This window comes from Halorubrum sp. FL23 (assembly GCF_052439115.2).
GTDB classification, from domain to species: Archaea; Halobacteriota; Halobacteria; order Halobacteriales; family Haloferacaceae; genus Halorubrum; species Halorubrum persicum.
On sequence record NZ_JBQVRO020000005.1, the window covers coordinates 249,947 to 264,834 of the forward strand.

The 14,888-nt window shown below is 71.4% G+C and carries 13 protein-coding genes and 1 other RNA gene; 5 read left to right on the top strand and 9 right to left on the bottom strand.

Going from position 1 to position 14,888, the window contains the following annotated elements:
* Together ACT4MF_RS08685 and ACT4MF_RS08690 are read right to left on the bottom strand one after the other, a co-directional pair.
* Window positions 1–888 carry a class 1 fructose-bisphosphatase gene (locus ACT4MF_RS08685; protein ID WP_444682231.1) on the bottom strand — a complete coding sequence of 296 codons (888 nt, stop codon included), beginning with the start codon at window positions 886–888 and terminating at the stop codon, window positions 1–3.
* Window positions 888–1,691 (bottom strand): class I fructose-bisphosphate aldolase, encoded by an 804-nt coding sequence (locus ACT4MF_RS08690; RefSeq protein WP_444682230.1) that lies wholly within the window; start codon window positions 1,689–1,691, stop codon window positions 888–890. The genes ACT4MF_RS08685 and ACT4MF_RS08690 overlap by 1 nt, the downstream gene beginning before the upstream one ends.
* 235 nt (window positions 1,692–1,926) lie before the next feature.
* Between ACT4MF_RS08690 and ACT4MF_RS08695 the strand changes: the two genes are divergently transcribed.
* Entirely contained in the window at window positions 1,927–2,784 is an 858-nt protein-coding gene (locus tag ACT4MF_RS08695) for a 3-hydroxyacyl-CoA dehydrogenase family protein (protein ID WP_444682229.1), read from the top strand.
* A gap of 32 nt (window positions 2,785–2,816) precedes the next feature.
* Here ACT4MF_RS08695 and ACT4MF_RS08700 read toward each other — a convergent pair whose 3' ends face one another.
* From ACT4MF_RS08700 to ACT4MF_RS08715, 4 genes are all read right to left on the bottom strand, one after another.
* Complete coding sequence (locus ACT4MF_RS08700) at window positions 2,817–3,500, bottom strand: phosphate ABC transporter permease (RefSeq protein WP_444682228.1); 684 nt, start codon at window positions 3,498–3,500, stop codon at window positions 2,817–2,819.
* A gap of 90 nt (window positions 3,501–3,590) precedes the next feature.
* Window positions 3,591–3,869, bottom strand: coding sequence for a zinc ribbon domain-containing protein (locus ACT4MF_RS08705; protein WP_099253892.1), 279 nt, complete (start codon window positions 3,867–3,869; stop codon window positions 3,591–3,593).
* A 34-nt stretch (window positions 3,870–3,903) separates the two neighbouring features.
* The gene (locus tag ACT4MF_RS08710; protein WP_444682227.1) at window positions 3,904–5,220 is read right to left on the bottom strand and encodes an MFS transporter; all 1,317 of its coding nucleotides are present in this window, start codon (window positions 5,218–5,220) and stop codon (window positions 3,904–3,906) included.
* Between the two features lie 90 nt (window positions 5,221–5,310).
* Entirely contained in the window at window positions 5,311–7,089 is a 1,779-nt protein-coding gene (locus ACT4MF_RS08715) for a hybrid sensor histidine kinase/response regulator (protein WP_444682226.1), read from the bottom strand.
* 177 nt (window positions 7,090–7,266) lie between these two features.
* Here ACT4MF_RS08715 and ACT4MF_RS08720 point away from each other — a divergent pair, with 177 nt between their 5' ends.
* From ACT4MF_RS08720 to ACT4MF_RS08730, 3 genes are all read left to right on the top strand, one after another.
* A complete protein-coding gene (locus ACT4MF_RS08720; protein WP_444682225.1) occupies window positions 7,267–8,694 on the top strand; it encodes a Y-family DNA polymerase in 1,428 nt (475 codons plus the stop codon).
* An 85-nt stretch (window positions 8,695–8,779) separates the two neighbouring features.
* Window positions 8,780–9,325, top strand: a complete 546-nt coding sequence (locus ACT4MF_RS08725; protein WP_444682224.1) for an NUDIX hydrolase — start codon at window positions 8,780–8,782, stop codon at window positions 9,323–9,325.
* Window positions 9,326–9,440: 115 nt separating this feature from the next.
* The gene (locus tag ACT4MF_RS08730; RefSeq protein WP_444682223.1) at window positions 9,441–10,385 is read left to right on the top strand and encodes a CPBP family intramembrane glutamic endopeptidase; all 945 of its coding nucleotides are present in this window, start codon (window positions 9,441–9,443) and stop codon (window positions 10,383–10,385) included.
* Between the two features lie 41 nt (window positions 10,386–10,426).
* Here the strand turns inward: ACT4MF_RS08730 and rnpB are convergent.
* Window positions 10,427–10,809, bottom strand: an RNA gene (gene rnpB, locus ACT4MF_RS08735) — RNase P RNA component.
* A 173-nt stretch (window positions 10,810–10,982) separates the two neighbouring features.
* On the opposite strand from rnpB, the gene ACT4MF_RS08740 reads away from it, so the two are divergent.
* Window positions 10,983–11,585: a TIGR00296 family protein gene (locus tag ACT4MF_RS08740; protein WP_099253886.1), complete on the top strand. Its 603-nt coding sequence runs from the start codon at window positions 10,983–10,985 to the stop codon at window positions 11,583–11,585.
* 33 nt (window positions 11,586–11,618) lie between these two features.
* Here the strand turns inward: ACT4MF_RS08740 and ACT4MF_RS08745 are convergent, their stop codons facing one another.
* Both ACT4MF_RS08745 and ACT4MF_RS08750 read right to left on the bottom strand, forming a co-directional pair.
* The gene (locus tag ACT4MF_RS08745; protein ID WP_444682222.1) at window positions 11,619–12,776 is read right to left on the bottom strand and encodes a nicotinate phosphoribosyltransferase; all 1,158 of its coding nucleotides are present in this window, start codon (window positions 12,774–12,776) and stop codon (window positions 11,619–11,621) included.
* Window positions 12,777–12,874: 98 nt separating this feature from the next.
* Window positions 12,875–14,662, bottom strand: a complete 1,788-nt coding sequence (locus ACT4MF_RS08750; RefSeq protein WP_099253884.1) for an Hvo_1808 family surface protein — start codon at window positions 14,660–14,662, stop codon at window positions 12,875–12,877.
* Window positions 14,663–14,888: the final 226 nt, after the last annotated feature.

Sequence of the window (14,888 nt, forward strand, 5' to 3'; positions counted from 1 at the left end):
TCAGTCCAGCGCCGTCTCCAGCCGGTCGACCAGCTCCCCGTTGCCGACGTAGAGGGGAACGCGGTCGTGGACGCCCTCGGGCTCGATGTCGAGGATGTCGGTGTCACCGTCGGTCGCGGCCCCGCCCGCCTGCTCGACGATGTAGGCGATGGGGTTCGCCTCGAAGGAGAGCCGGAGTTTCCCCTCGGGCGCGTCGACGAGGGCGGGGTAGGCGAAGATCCCGCCGTAGGTGAGCACCTGGTTCACGTCGCCGACCATGGCGCCGCCGTACCGGAGCTTCAGCTCGTCTTCGATCTCGCGGGCGAAGGCGGTGAACGCGTCGGGCCAGTCGGGGACGCGCCCGCCGAACCCGTAGACGAGCGGGTCGTCGGGGAGCCGCAGGTCGTCCTCGACGACGGAGCGGGAGACCGACCCGTCGTCGGCCTCGACGACCTCCTCGCGAACGCCGGAGTCGTCGGCGACGACCATCGTCGTGATCGGGCCGTAGAGCACGTACCCGGCGGCGACGAGGTCGCGCCCGGTCGCGGGGAGCGGGGCGTCGTAGACGCCGACCACGGTGCCCATCGCGTTGTTCGACCGGAGGTTCGAGGAGCCGTCGAGGGGGTCGATCGCGACGGCGTACGCGTCGCCGTCGCCGCTGCCGACCGCGCCGCCCGCGTCGACCGCCGACTCCCGCTCCTCGCTGACGAACGAGCCGACGCCGTCGACCGCGGTCAACGCGTCGCCGAGCAGCTCGTCGGCGTACAGGTCGCCGGCCATCACGCTCTCGCCGGAGGGGTTGTCGGTCCCGCTCTTGACGCGGCGGCCGGGAAGCGCGGCGCGGATCTCGGGGGCGGTGGCCGCGACCGCGTCGAAGATCGCCTCGACGACCGGGTCGGGGGACGCCATCAGTCGTCGCTCTCGGCGATCGCCAGCGCCTCGGCCGGGTCGACCTCCTGGAAGATCACGGCCTCCAGGGCGTCGAGGATGCGCTCCGGCTGGTCGCGCTGGAAGACGTTTCGGCCGACCGCGATGCCGGTGGCGCCGGCGTCGATGGCGTTCGAGACGTTCCGGAGGAACGCCTTGTCGTCGCGCATCGTTCCGCCGGACATCACGACGTCGGCCGGTCCGGCCATCTCGACCGCGTGGCCCATCGCCTCGGCGGAGCCGGGGTATTTCACCTTCACCACGTCGGCCCCGAGCTCCAGGCCGAGCCGCGCGCCGTACGAGATTACGTCCGGGCTCCCGTCGTTGCGGAGCCCCTGGCCGCGGGGGTACGACCACATGACGACGGCCATGTCGTGCTCGCGAGCCCCCTCCTGGGCCCGCCGGAACTCCTCGGCCATCTCGACCTCGTGGTTCGAACCCCCGTAGACGGTGAACCCGATCGCGTCGGCGCCCAGCCCCGCGGCGTACTCGGCCGTGCAGTTGACCGCGCTGTCGGGCTCGCCGCGCCAGAGGTTCGAGGTCCCGTTGAGCTTCAACAGGAGGTTCACGTCGTCCTCGTAATCCGGGTAGTACGCCTCGGCGAGCCCCTTCTGGACGGCCAGCGACGTGACAGCCTCGTGGGTGGCGAGCTCGAAGATCCGCTCGGGATCCGCCGTGTCGGGATTCGGTTCGAAGTCGACCGGCCCGTGTTCGAGCCCGTGGTCGTAGGCCAAGATGAGCGACTTTCCGTTCCGCGAGATGTTGTCGGCGGCGTGAGGAAGCATCAGTTCGTACTCCCGTTACATCAATAAAAAACGCTATGGTCGTCCCGCAAGACGTAAAGAAATGAATTCGGTGGTTTCCGCGCGTTTCGCCCGCATCTGCAGCGCATCCCACCGTAGACATACTTACTACTCAGATAGTTACTTATCTACCAAACAAGGTGAACGGACACCCGGACCGGCGGGGCGCGACCGCGGAGCCGCAATACTTACCACCCGCGGCGCGGCAGCGACCTCCATGCGGGAGCTATCCGACATCGACACCGTCGGCGTGGTCGGGGCCGGCACGATGGGCAACGGGATCGCGCAGGTCGCCGCGACCGCCGGCTACGAGGTCGTGATGCGCGACATCGAGCCGGCGTACGTCGAGCGCGGGCTCGACGCCATCGACGACAGCCTCGCCCGACTCGACGGGAAGGACCGACTCGACGAGGACCCCGAGACGATCCGCGACCGGATCGAGGGAGCCGCCGATCTGGACGCGATCGCGGAGGCGGACGCGGTCGTCGAGGCCGCCGTCGAGGATCTGGACGTGAAGCGCGACATCTTCGCCGACCTCGACGACGTGACCGACGACGACGTCGTCCTCGCCACCAACACGTCGACGCTGTCGATCACGAGCATCGCGAGCGCAACCGAGCGCGCGAGCGACGTGATCGGCCTCCACTTCATGAACCCGGTCCCGATCATGGACGGCGTGGAGGTCGTCGTGGGGGAGCGCACCGCCGACTCCGTCGTCGACTTCGCACACGACTTCGCGGAGGGTCTCGGCAAGGAGACGTGGGAGGCCGACGACAAGCCCGGCTTCGTCACGAACCGCATCCTGATGCCGTGGATCAACGAGGGCGTTCGCGCGTACGACGAGGGCGTCGCCGACAGGGAGGACATCGACCGCGGGATGCGGCTCGGCACGAACGTGCCGATGGGGCCGCTCGAACTCGCCGACCACATCGGACTCGATGTCGTCTTGGACGCCAGCGAGACGCTCCACGCCGAGCTCGGCGATCGCTACAAGCCGGCGTACCTCGTCAAGCGGAAGGTGGAGGCCGGCGACCTCGGGAAGAAGACGGGGAAGGGGTTCTACGAATACGAGTAGCGGGCGCGCGGCGGAGCGGTACCCCGGCGCGATCAGGTGCCTCCGGCGCCCTCGGCGGTGTCGTCGCCGCCGGCGGTCCACCGACGCGCGCCGGGGAGCAGGGCGACGAGCTTCGTCACGTAGCCGAACTTGAAGAGGCCGAGCTGGGAGAGCGCGCCGAGGGCGAACACGGCGAGGAACGCGGGGGCGCTCACGTCGAACAGCAGCGGTTCGATCGTCGTCTCCGCGGTCGCCGCGTCCAGCGTCGCGGGAGTGATCGACCGCGACGCGAACGCCGCGCCGATGAACGCCGTGGAGACGACGAGCGTCGTCCGGCTCATCACGAACCCGAACAGCGCGCCGACCGCGACGCCGGCGAGCGTGGCGCCGACGAGAAGGAGGGTCCCCTCGATCCCGGCCGCGTCGGCCGCGTACATCGGGCCGACCGCGAACCGCCCGGCGAAGCCGCCGACGAGCCCTCCGATGGCGACGACCGCGAAGGAGAGCCCGGCGTACGCGAGGAAGCCGCCCACCGCGGCGCCGAGCGCGGCGGCCGCGCCGGCCAGCGCCAGCCCGTCGACCGCGATCACCCCGGCGACGGTCGGCGCGGCGAGGTAGCCCGCACCGGCGCCGACGAGGATCCCGGTCAGCGTGACGGCGTAGACGGACACCGCAGCCCCGACGAACGCGAGGAGCAGGCCCGCGACGACGAGTCCGGCGGAGAGTGGCGTGATCATGTCACCACGTGGCCCGCGGTTCGACTTAAAACGTCGCGAGACGGGGCGACGACGGGGCGACGGGGGAGCGACTCCGCCAGCCAGACGCCGTCACCGGCTGCGACGCCCCGCTTGCCGATCGACGTGTCGGGTGTAGCCGCCGACGGCGAGGCCGAACCCGACCACGATCAGTCCGAGTCCGAGCATGCGGGTCGTCCCCAGCGTCATCAGCGCGAGGATGGCGCCGAAGACGAACGCGAACACCCCGGCGACGACGACGCCGACGTCGAGGAGCGGCGACGGCTGGACGGTCTCGCAGTGGGGACAGATCCGCGCGTCGCTCGGGATCGGCTCCCGGCAGTCGACGCAGTGGACGCGGTCGCGGGACACGGTCCGCGGTTCGGTCGTCGGGAACTTATATGAATCAGTCCGCCGCGGACGGGGTCGAAGCGTCCTTCCCCGCCCCGAGGGTCTCCTCGACCTGCGTCACGACGGTCACGAGCGCGACGACGGCGAGCGCGGCGCCGGCCGCGAAGGGAACGACGAAGCCGAAGCCGTAGAGCCAGCCGGACGCCAGCGGCCCGACCGCGACCCCGAAGCCGAACCCCATCGTGAGCACCGACAGCGTCGTGCCGGACTCGCCCTCTCGCGCGAGGTCGCCCGCGAGCGCCAGCGACGGCGCGAACACGCAGGCGACGGCGACGCCCTGGGCCAACCGGACGAGCGTCATCACCAGCGGGTCGGTGACGATCCCCTGCAGGAGCGTCGTGGGCGCGAGCAGCACGAAGCCGGCCAACAGGAAGGGGCGACGCCCGATCCGGTCGCTGGCCTGCCCGACGGGCACCTGAAACACCACGTTCGCGATGGTGACCGCCGCGAACTGGAGGCCGAACCACACCGGCGGCTGGTCGAGCCGAGCGTTCACCTGCGTCTGAAGGGTCGCGAACAGCGCGATGCAGATCCCCATCGCGACCGTCGCCAGCCCGAGCGCGAACACCGGATCGAGCAGGCGCCCCTCGCCGCGGACGCGGATCGAGAGGTCGTCGCTCGCCTCGCTCGACTCGGCGGCGTCGCGCACGAGGAGGAAGACGAGCGCGAAGCTGAGGTACGCGCCGGCGCAGGCGGCCACGAACGCCGCGTCGAACCCGTCGAGGACCGGTACCCCGATCGCGGAGAGGTCGTACGGCCCCCGCGAGACGACGGCGCCGGCGACGACCGGCCCGAAGCCGAAGCCGATCAGCCGGAACGTGTTGTACACGCCGAAGTTGCCGCCGCGGTCGGCGTCGCTCGCGGCGTACTCGTTGACCAGCGCGACCGTCGACGGGATGATGAGGGCCGCGCCGAACCCCTGCGCCGCGCGGAGCGCGATCAGCTGCCAGTAGGCGTCCGCGATCGTGTACAGCCCGCTCGCGGTCCCCAGCAGGAGGATGCCGGCCAACACGAACGGGCGGCGCACACCCGTCCGATCAGAGAGTCGCCCGGTGAGCGGCTGCGAGAGGCTGTTGAGGAAGCCGAACAGCGAGAGCACGAGCCCGATGAGCAGCGGTTCGGTCAGCGTCACCGACGCCGCGCCGACCCCGACCGCCGTCCCGAGGAGCGAGTCGATGTCGACCAGGTCGCTCGCGATGTACAGCGGCAGGACGACGATGAGAAAGGAGTTGCCGGCGGCGCCGACCATCCGGGCGAGCGCGAGCACGATGACTCGGCGGTCGGTGTCGACGACGCCGGAGACCAACCCCATTGACCGTGGGTACACCCGCAAGTTCAAAGGCGTTTGCGAACGCCGGGGATCGTTCCGGTTCCGCGCCCCGCTCCGACCGGTTCCGCCCCGTTACGCCGGCGACGGAGGGCGTCCGACGCCGCGGATCTCGAATCGCGCGCCGCCGTCGACCGCGTCGACCGCCTCGACGGTCCACCCGTGGGCGGTGGCGATCTCCTGGACGATCGCCAGCCCGAAGCCGGTGTTGCCGTCGACGCCGCTCTCTCCGGGCTCGAAGAGGGCGTCGCGAACGGGCTCGGGGATTCCGGGGCCGTCGTCCTCGAGGTAGAAGCCGTCCGAGAGGTCGCCGACGCAGATGCGCACCTCCTCGCCGGCGTGTTCCACGCTGTTGCGGACGAGGTTCTCGAACAGGTTCCGGAGCCGGTCCGGGTCGGCCATGATTTCGTCGTCCGACTCGACCGACAGCGAGGCCGAGCCGGTGTCGACCGTCTCCCAGCTGTCGGCGGCGACCTCGGCGATCGCGACCGGTTCCGGGTCGCCGACGGTCTCGCCCTCGCGGGCGAGCGTGAGGGTGTGCTCGACGATCGACTCGATCCGGTCGAGCGCGTCGGCCGCGGCGTCGAGGTGAGACGGCTCTTCGGTCGTTCGCGCCAGATCGACCCTCCCCTGCGCGACGTTGAGGGGGTTCCGGAGGTCGTGCGAGACGATGCTCGCGAAGGCGTCGAGCCGCTCGTTCTGGTGTTCGAGCGCCGTCTCGCGCTGCTTGAACGCCGTGATGTCCTCCTGGAAGCCGACCCACTCGGAGACGGAGCCGTCGTCGTCGCAGATCGGCGCGATGCTGACGCGGTTCCAGAACGGCGTGCCGTCCTTCCGGTAGTTCAGCAGCTCGACGCTTTCCGGCTCCTGGGCATTGATCGCCTCGCGGAGCCGGGCGACCGGCGCCGGATCGGTGTCGTCCCCCTGCAGGAACCGGCAGTTGACGCCGACCGCGTCCCCGCGGCCGTAGCCGGTCATCTCGACGAACCGGTCGTTGACGTACACCATCGGGTTGTCCTGCAGGGCCGGGTCGGTGATCGTGATGCCGACGGGGGCCTCGTCGAGCGCCCGCGTCTTCGTCTCCAGCTCCTCGCGGCGGGCGCGCTCGTCGGAGACGTTCCGGAGGATGCCGACGCTCCCCTCGAACGACGTACCCTCGTACGGGAGCGCCGCCATGTGGTCTCGACAGGGGATCGGATCGCCCTCCTTCGGGACGATGTCCACCGAGAAGCGCTCGACGTCGGGGCCGGAGCTCGAGAGGACCCGACCGAGTCGGCGCTCGGCCTCGTCGACCGCCGCGGCGTCTTTGATGAGCTCCGGCTTGCTCCCGATGATCTCCTCGCGGTCGTAGCCGGTCAGCTCCGCGAACGGCTCGTTGACGAACCGGAAGACGCCGGTCTCGTCGACGACGTAGACGGGGTAGCCGAGCGCATCGATGACCGTCGAGTAGCGGTCGGCGATCTCGCGGGTCCGGTGCTCCGCGACCGCCTGCTCGACCCGGTTCGCGAGCCGTCGGAGCTGCTCGGGGCCGCCCTTCTGGAAGTAGCCGGTGACGCCCGCGTTGAGCGCCTGGCTGGCGATCTCCTCGGACCCCTTGCCGGTGTAGAGAACGAACGGGAGCTTGCGGTGGTCCGTGTGGACGGCTTCGAAAAGCTCCAGCCCGTCCGTGCCGGGCATATCGTAGTCGCTGACGACGCAGTCGAACTGCTTCGCTTCGAGCGCGTCGAGGGCGGTCGACGGCTCCGTGACGCTCGTCACCGCGACGGACTCCAGCTCGCGTTCGAGGTACGCCTCCGTGAGGTCCAGCACGGACGGGTCGTCGTCGACGTGCAACACGTCGATCCGTTCGGACATGGCCCTGTCTTCGCGCTCTCCGGATAAACGAATGTCGTCTCGGTTATCAGCGGTGAGGACGGCGCTCGTCCGGTCGCCGCCGCGGCGCCTCCTCCGCTCGTCCGGCCGCCGCGGTTCCGCTTCACTACCGCCCCGCGTGGCTGATTCTTAAGGCCGCGCGGCGCGGACCCCCGGGCGATGGCGGGCGGAACGCTCCCCGGGACCGACGCGGACGACGACGACGGGAGCGACCGCGTCGTGTTCCACGTCGACATGGACTGCTTTTACGCCTCCTGCGAGCGCCTGCGCCGCCCCGAGCTGGCGGGCGAACCCCTCGTCGTCGGCATGGGCTACGAGGCCGGGGAGACGATCGGCGCGGTCGCGACCGCGAGCTACGAGGCCCGCGCGCACGGCGTCGAGAGCGCGATGCCGATCTCGGAGGCGCTGGAGCTGCTCCCGCGGCGGGCGAACGCCGACCCCGCCGACCCGGACGCGCCCGATCCCGGCGAGGCGGGCCGGTACCTCCCCGTCGACCTCGACTTCTACAAGGAGGTCGCCGGCGACGTGAAGGCCGTCCTCCGCGACTGCGCCGACGTGCTCCGCGAGGTGAGCGTCGACGAGGCGTACCTCGACGTCACCGACCGGACCGCGTGGGACGCCGCGGGCACGCCGGCCGACCCCCCGCCGAGCGCCGCGGCCGGCCCCGCCGAGACCCGGACGCTGGCGGAGGGGTACGCCCGGCACGTCAAGGAGCGCATCGAGCGCGAGGCCGGGGTGCCCGCGAGCGTCGGCGTCGCGCCGAACATGTCGACCGCGAAGGTCGCCAGCGACGCCGACAAGCCGGACGGGCTGGTCGTCGTGCCGCCGGGCGAGGTCGAGCCGTTCCTCGCGTCGCTGCCGACCGCCGAGATCCACGGCGTCGGCCCGGTGACGGAGCGGACGCTGGCGGAGATGGGGATCGAGACCGCCGGCGATCTCGCCGCCGCCGACCCAGATCGCCTCGGAGATGCGCTCGGCGATCGGGGGCGGGAGCTCTACCGGCGGGCGCGGGGGGAGGACGACCGGGAGGTCACGCCCACGGGGCTGCCCAAGAGCCTCTCGCGGGAGTCGTCGCTGTCGACGACGGCGGACGAGGAGCGCAAGCGGGAGACGGTGCGCGCGCTGGCCGCCGACGTGGCCCGCCGCGCCCGCGAGCGGGGGTGTCTGTACCGCACTATCGGGATCAAGGCGGTCGAGCCCCCCTACGAGGTGAACACCCGTGCCCGGAGCCTCCCCGGACCGGTCGACGACCCCGACCTCGTGGAGTCGGTGGCGCTGGACCTCCTCGAGGAGTTCGCCGGCGACCGGGTCCGGAAGCTCGGCGTGCGCGTCTCGAAGCTGGACTTCGCGGAGAGCGATCAGGCGACGCTCGGCGGGTTCGACGCGGGGGGCGGCGGGGCTGGTTCGGGCGGCGACGGACGCGACCGCGAACGCGGCTCGGAGCCCCGGTCACCCGCCACCGACGGCGACGGCGGCAAGCTCACCGACTGGGTCGGCGGCGAGCCGGACGGCGCCGACGCGGACGACGACGGGAAGGCCGACCGACGCACGGCCGACGGGCAGGCGTCGCTCGGCGACTGGTCGTGAGTGACCGTCGGGCCGTCGCCGAATCCGAGTCGACACGCCGCGGCCGAGTGCGGGGATTTAGGTGCTCGAGCGCCGACGCCGACGCATGGACGACCTGGCGTGGGAGACGCTCGGCACCGACATCGACTACACCTGCCCCGGCTTCGACGTGCGGCGCGACGAAGTGCGCTTCCCGGACGGCGAGACCGACGGGTACCACTACGTCGACGAGCCGCCGGCGGTCGTGGTGCTCCCGCTGACGCCCGACGGCGACGCGGTCGTCATCGACGAGTGGCGGCAGGCGGTCGGCCGGGTCAACCGGGGACTCCCCGCGGGGTCGGTGGAGCCCGAAGACGCCGACGACCTCGAACGCGCCGCCGCCCGCGAGCTCGCCGAAGAGACGGGGTACGAGGCCGACTCCTTCGAGCGCCTGACGACGGTGGAGCCGACGAACGGGCTGGCGGACTCGGTCCACCACCACTTCCTCGCGACCGGCTGCGAGCCGGCCGCCGAGCAGGACCTCGACCACAACGAGTCGATCGCGGTCGAGACGGTGCCGTACGACGACCTCCTCGAGGCCGTCGTCGACGAAGGGCTCCGCGACGGGCGGACCGTGACCGCCGTGCTGTGGTACGAGCTGCTCCATCGATGAAGCCGGGGCAGGGGCGGCGACCGGTCGATTCCGGCGGGCGCGGCGACGGCAACCCGGTCCGGCGATCGCGCCGACGACGGACAGGCCTTTCAGCGATCGGTCCGTACGGGGCCCGATGAGCGATCCCTCCGACCCCGACACCGGATCCGGCCGCGGCGGGCGTGAGCGCGACGAGCCGGCGGACCCCGCGGCCAGCGACGGCGGCGAGCCCGGTACCGCCCGCACGGCGGTCGACACGGGTGACCCCCCCGACGAGACGGACGGCGGGTCGCCGCTGCGAGCGGTCGGCGTCGCCTTCGGGCTGGGCGTCGCGGGCATTCTCGGTCTCCTCGCCGTCACCACGGTCGCCGGGGGGATCATCTTCGGCGTCGCGACGCTCACCGGGCGGCAACCCTCGCTCCTCGTCTCGTTCGTCGTGCCGTTCGTCGCCGGACAGGTCCTCGCGTTCGTCGGCGTCAGCCTCGGCTACCTGCGGTGGCGCGGCCTGAGTCGCGAGGAGATCGTCGCGTACCTCGGCGTCCGACGGCCGACCGTGGTCGAACTCGTGCTCGCCGTGTTCGGCGCGGTCGGGATGATCGCCCTGGCGCTCGTGCTCAGCTCGCTCGTGTTGCTTTTCGGAACGGAGCCGGCCCAGAACCAGGGCGCCCAGATGACCTTGGACAACCCGTCGATCATGCCGCTGATGATCGCGGCCATGTTCCTCGTCGTGGGACCGTGCGAGGAGCTCCTGTTCCGCGGGGTCATCCAGAGCCGCGCGCGAGAGGCGCTCTCCGCGGCCCCCGCCATCCTCCTCGCCGCCGCCGTCTTCGCGCCCGCCCACGTCGTCTCGCTGAGCGGCGGCGCGAGCGCGGTGTTGACCTCGATCAGCATCCTCTTCGTCCCGAGCCTGATCTTCGGCGCGGTGTACGAGTACACCGAGAACCTCGCGGTCGTCGCGCTGATGCACGGGCTGTACAACAGCCTCCTCCTGACGATCGCGTACGTCGCCATCACCTACGGTCCCGAGGTGGAGAACGCGGGTCAGGCGGGCCAAGCGGGCGCGGCGCTCCTCGGCCTGTAGGTGATCGCGGCGGCGACACGCACGGCTCGCGAGCAGAGGCGGACTGAGGGGAGTAAGCCCCCTTCGGTTCGTCCCGACATTCGGCTGAGCGTCCGCGCCGTGGCCGGACTACCTTGTGGCGCGGACTTGCACCGGCGAGGATTCGCCGTTCCATCCGTTCCCGCCCGTCGATAACGTGGGAAACCCACGCGCCCTCGTCGGGTTAGCTCCCTTCCCTTGCGGGTCGGTTCGCGCGTTCGCGGGGTCACCCGCGAACGCCGCCGGTCGCCGAAGCGACCGAACGCGACTCACAGGTCGGGGCGGGGGGTGTCGTTGCTGTTCCAGAGCCAGCCGTCTCCGACTCCGGGCGTGTGCCCGGTCGCCTGTCCGGCCGGTGGGGGGACTTTCCTCATGCCAGAGGCACGGGAGTCGGGCTCCCTCTGTCCGGTCGCGTGTAGCCGGCGCCAGCGAATAAGCGGTTCGGTCGGCGGGGACTGACGCGGTCGAGACCGACGCCACGGAGGGATCGATCGCCCCCCGTATCTCCCAGATAAGCGGGGGTGAGCGGGCGAGTCCCCAAGGGAAGCGTTCAAGTCGTCAGCAACGTAAGGGACTATCATGTCCGAGGCTCAGACCGTTCAGCTGTCGTATGACGACGGTGCACGAGCGGTCGAACTCGCGCGGGAGGCGGTCGAGTCGTTCGTCCGACACGGGCAGCGAGAACAACCCGGCAGTATGCGCGAGGCGTTCTACGCCCGAACCGGGGCGTTCGTCCGGCTGGAGTCCACACGAGGGAGGGGGCGGCTCCGGGGCTGCGCCGGCGCGTGGGAGACCTCCGATCAGCTCGGTCACGCCATCGTCGAGGCCGCGATCAAGGCCGCCTCCGGCGACTCCTGCGGCTCCGAGGTCGAACCGAAGGAGCTCGACAACATCACCGTCTCCGTGTTCGTCGTCTCGAACACGGTGCTCACCAACGATCCCCTCGCCGACCTCGAGGTCGGCACCCACGGCGTCGCCGTCGACGGCGGCAACTCGCACGGCTGGCTCTACCCGACGGTTCCCGTCGAGAACGGCTGGTCCGGCGCCGAGTTCCTCTCGCGCGCCTGCCGGAAGGCCAAGCTCGCGCCGAACGCGTGGGAGGACGACGAGACGATGGTGACGCTCATCGAGGGACAGGTGTTCCGAGAGCGCGCCGACGGCGGCGCGGTCGAAGAGCTGTAGCGGCCGCAACCGACCCGATTTTTCGACGCCCCCTTACTCCGTCCCGTATCCCACCGCCGCTGCGTCGGCGAGCGCGCGCTCCGCCGCGGCGTCGAGGTCGAACGCGTCGTCGGCGACAACCTCGCCGTCGCGGATCACCGGCTCCATGAGCGACTCGGCGCCCTCGGGGGCCGGGCGGTCCGCCAGCCCGACCGCGTGTGCGCCGTCGGCGGTGCGATACACGTCCTTCGCGCCGGAGAGCTTGCCGCGCTTGGCGGCCAGCTCCCCGTCGACTTCGACGATGTCGAGCGCGAAGTCGACCGGGTCGGCGTTCGAGACGTACCCGCCCACGCCGAAGCCGTCGACCACGTCGCGGAGCTCGCGGAGGTCGTCGGGGCCGAGCCCGCCGGAGACGTACACGTCGACGTCGTCGTGGCCGCGAACGTCGAGCTCCCACCCCACCTCGCGGGCGATGTGTCTGAAGTCGCCGCGGCGCGACCCCGTGGTGTCGAGCCGGACGCCGTCGAGCCGGTCGCCGAGCGTCGCGACCGCGCGCAGCACCTCGTCGACCTCGTCGGAGTAGGTGTCACAGAGGGCGACGCGCGGGACCGACTCGTCGACGGCCTCGTCGAAGGCGCGCCACGCCGCCTCCTGTTCGCCCCGACCGAAGCAGATCGAGAGGGCGTGGGGCATCGTCCCCGACGCCTCCCGGCCGATCACGTCGCCGGCGGCGACGTGCGAGAACCCGTCGAGCCCCGCCGCGAGCGCCGAGCGCTCGACCGCCGCCGCCATCGACGGATGAACGTGGCGCGCGCCGAAGGAGAGCACCTGCGACTCCGGCGCCGCGACGCGGCAGTCGAGTCCGGCGGTCGCGATCCCGGAAGCGTGCGAGAGGAACCCCAGAAGAGCGGTTTCCAGCCGCGCGAACGCGAGGTACGGCCCCTCGATCCGCATCACCGGGCCGCCGTCGAACAGGCGCCCCTCGGGGATCGCGTCGACGTCGACCGCGCGACCCTCCAGGAGCGCGACCGCGTCCTTCAGCCCGGCGAACAGCTCGAAGTCGCCGTCGGGGAACTGGTCGGCGGTGACCTCGGCGACGACGCGGGGGTTTCGCCCCGCGTGCTCCAAGGCCGCCTCGGTCCGCTCGAAGTACGCGTCCGTCGCCCGGCCCTCGCGGATCGCGGCCGCGTCGACGATGTCGAACTCGGTCATGCCCGACGGTTCGGCCGCCAGGGAGGAAAAGCCACCCGGGTCCGCCGGGCGGTCGTCTGCGGGTCGGCGGGCGGGTCCGGCGGGAGGTCGCTCCCGGCTCAGGGGCGCACGCGGCGCGCGAAGACGGCCACCGTCGCGAGCAGACCGACGAGGGCGGCGGTGACGCCGAACCCGGGCGCGCCGTCACCGGTGGCGGCGTCTGGGCCGCCGGAGCCGCCGTCGTCGCCGTCGGGGGTGTCATCGGTTCCGCCGTCGGTCCCGTCCGCGTCGTCGATGCCGCCGTCGGTTCCATCGTCCCCGTCAGTCCCGTCTCCGTCGGTCCCGTCCCGGTCGGCTCCGTCGTCGTCTCCGGTCGAGGGGAGGTCGAAGCCGGCGTCGGGCCGGAGCTCGAGGACGTCTCGCGGCTCCGGACCGTGGGCGATCGTCACCGTGGTCCCGTCGCGCTCGACGCCGTAGGCCCCGCGGAAGTCGCCGTCGGCGATGTCGTACGCCTCGCCGTCGGCGTACTCGGCGTCGCCGTGGGCGGTGAGCATGCGGAGGTACGCCGCGCGGAACTCGGCCGCGTCCGCGGTCGTCTGCCACTCGGTCACCCAGACGTAGCCGTCCTCACCGTCGGTCGCGTTCCCGCCGCTCCCGTTCGCGGTGGCGTTGCCGCCGTTCCGGTAGGGGTACAGCCTGTCGCCCGCCCAGCCGTCGGTCGACTCGTGGGCGTAGTTGTAGTTCATCCGGGTCCGGAGCCGCTCGTCCGGCCGCGTGTGGATCTGGACGTTCTCCTGGACGTCTGCCGACGGATCGAGGACCGAGTAGTCGTACTCCCAGCTCTGGTACCAGAACATCACGAACATCGACGCCTCGCCGGCGGTGTCGGAACCGTTGACGCCTTGGTCCGGATACGTCTCCCATCCGTCAGTGGCCGTGTCATTGAACGCCACCTCGCTGGTCTCGTAGTCGGGGTCGCGGTGGATCACCTCCGCGGTCGCGGTCGGCGGCTGGTTCATCGTCTCGTTGACGGCGCTCCACCCGCCCTCGTCGACGAGCTCCGCGGCGTAGAGCGCGCCGTCGGAGTACGGTTGGAGCACGGTCTGGAGGATGCCGAGGTTGTAGTCGGGCGTCGTTCCGCCGCCCCCGCCGGCGGAGTCGGGCGCGGCGAGACAGCTCCAGTTGGCGGCGCAGCGCGCGTCGTACAGCTCCTCGACGTGGACCGCCTCGCCCTCGACGATCCCGTCGACCGCGAGGTCGGCGTCCTGCGTGGCGCCGACGTAGCGGGGGCGCGTGAGGTCGTGGTACTGGTCCTGCATCGCGTGGACCAGTTCGTGTGCCAGCGTCGACGGGTCGATCTGCGGATCCTCACCCTCCGGGACGACGAGGACGATCCGGTCTTGGCTCGGCGAGTAGAACCCGGAGACCGCGCCGCCGTAGACGCTGTCGATCGCGTCGGAGGCGTTCTCGTCCTCGCCGACGACGAACAGCGCCTTCCACACCTGGTCGTTCCAGCGCTGGAACTCGGCGTCCGACCCGCCCGCGCCCTCGCTCGCGGAGTCGTTCGTGAACGCGGAGCGCGTGACGGTCTCGACCGGCACGTCCTCGCGGAAGGGACGCTCGCGAACGTGTTCGACCCGAGCCATCGTCAGGTCGGTCAGCGCCTCCAGCTCCGACTCGTTCAGCCCGTCCGTCTGGTTGAACGCGAGGTCGTCCTCGTAGTGGGTGCCGTTCCAGCAGCCGACGATGTCGGTCCCGTCGCCGACATCGCACTCGGCGGCGGTCGCGCTGGCGGGGGCGTCTCCGGGTGCCACGGCCGCCGGTCCCGCGGCGGCGGCCCCGGCGGTGCCGATCAAGAGGAGGGCTATCGCGGCGGCGATGACGGAGAGGGTGAGAACCCGTCGCATAGGTGCGATTACGGCCGACCCGATAAGTAGTTTGTCGGTGGCGTCGAGTAGTTTGTCGGCGGCGACGCCACGACGAGGGCAGGGGTCGGGTGGCGACCGAACCGGGCGGCGGGGGGCGACGCGACGATGACTTTTGCCCCCGGACGTTCGGTCGCGTTAAGTTAGAGAATGAGGCGCTCGACTTCAGAGTGTCTATGGCCGAAACCGAGCGCCTCAGCGAACGTAT

What these genes read in the sequence shown, in the direction of transcription:
- ACT4MF_RS08685 (WP_444682231.1), bottom strand. Translation starts at nt 888, where the DNA reads ATGGCGTCCCCCGACCCGGTCGTCGAGGCGATCTTCGACGCGGTCGCG.
- ACT4MF_RS08690 (WP_444682230.1), bottom strand. Translation starts at nt 1,691, where the DNA reads ATGCTTCCTCACGCCGCCGACAACATCTCGCGGAACGGAAAGTCGCTC.
- ACT4MF_RS08695 (WP_444682229.1), top strand. Translation starts at nt 1,927, where the DNA reads ATGCGGGAGCTATCCGACATCGACACCGTCGGCGTGGTCGGGGCCGGC.
- ACT4MF_RS08700 (WP_444682228.1), bottom strand. Translation starts at nt 3,500, where the DNA reads ATGATCACGCCACTCTCCGCCGGACTCGTCGTCGCGGGCCTGCTCCTC.
- ACT4MF_RS08710 (WP_444682227.1), bottom strand. Translation starts at nt 5,220, where the DNA reads ATGGGGTTGGTCTCCGGCGTCGTCGACACCGACCGCCGAGTCATCGTG.
- ACT4MF_RS08715 (WP_444682226.1), bottom strand. Translation starts at nt 7,089, where the DNA reads ATGTCCGAACGGATCGACGTGTTGCACGTCGACGACGACCCGTCCGTG.
- ACT4MF_RS08720 (WP_444682225.1), top strand. Translation starts at nt 7,267, where the DNA reads ATGGCGGGCGGAACGCTCCCCGGGACCGACGCGGACGACGACGACGGG.
- ACT4MF_RS08725 (WP_444682224.1), top strand. Translation starts at nt 8,780, where the DNA reads ATGGACGACCTGGCGTGGGAGACGCTCGGCACCGACATCGACTACACC.
- ACT4MF_RS08730 (WP_444682223.1), top strand. Translation starts at nt 9,441, where the DNA reads ATGAGCGATCCCTCCGACCCCGACACCGGATCCGGCCGCGGCGGGCGT.
- ACT4MF_RS08740 (WP_099253886.1), top strand. Translation starts at nt 10,983, where the DNA reads ATGTCCGAGGCTCAGACCGTTCAGCTGTCGTATGACGACGGTGCACGA.
- ACT4MF_RS08745 (WP_444682222.1), bottom strand. Translation starts at nt 12,776, where the DNA reads ATGACCGAGTTCGACATCGTCGACGCGGCCGCGATCCGCGAGGGCCGG.
- ACT4MF_RS08750 (WP_099253884.1), bottom strand. Translation starts at nt 14,662, where the DNA reads ATGCGACGGGTTCTCACCCTCTCCGTCATCGCCGCCGCGATAGCCCTC.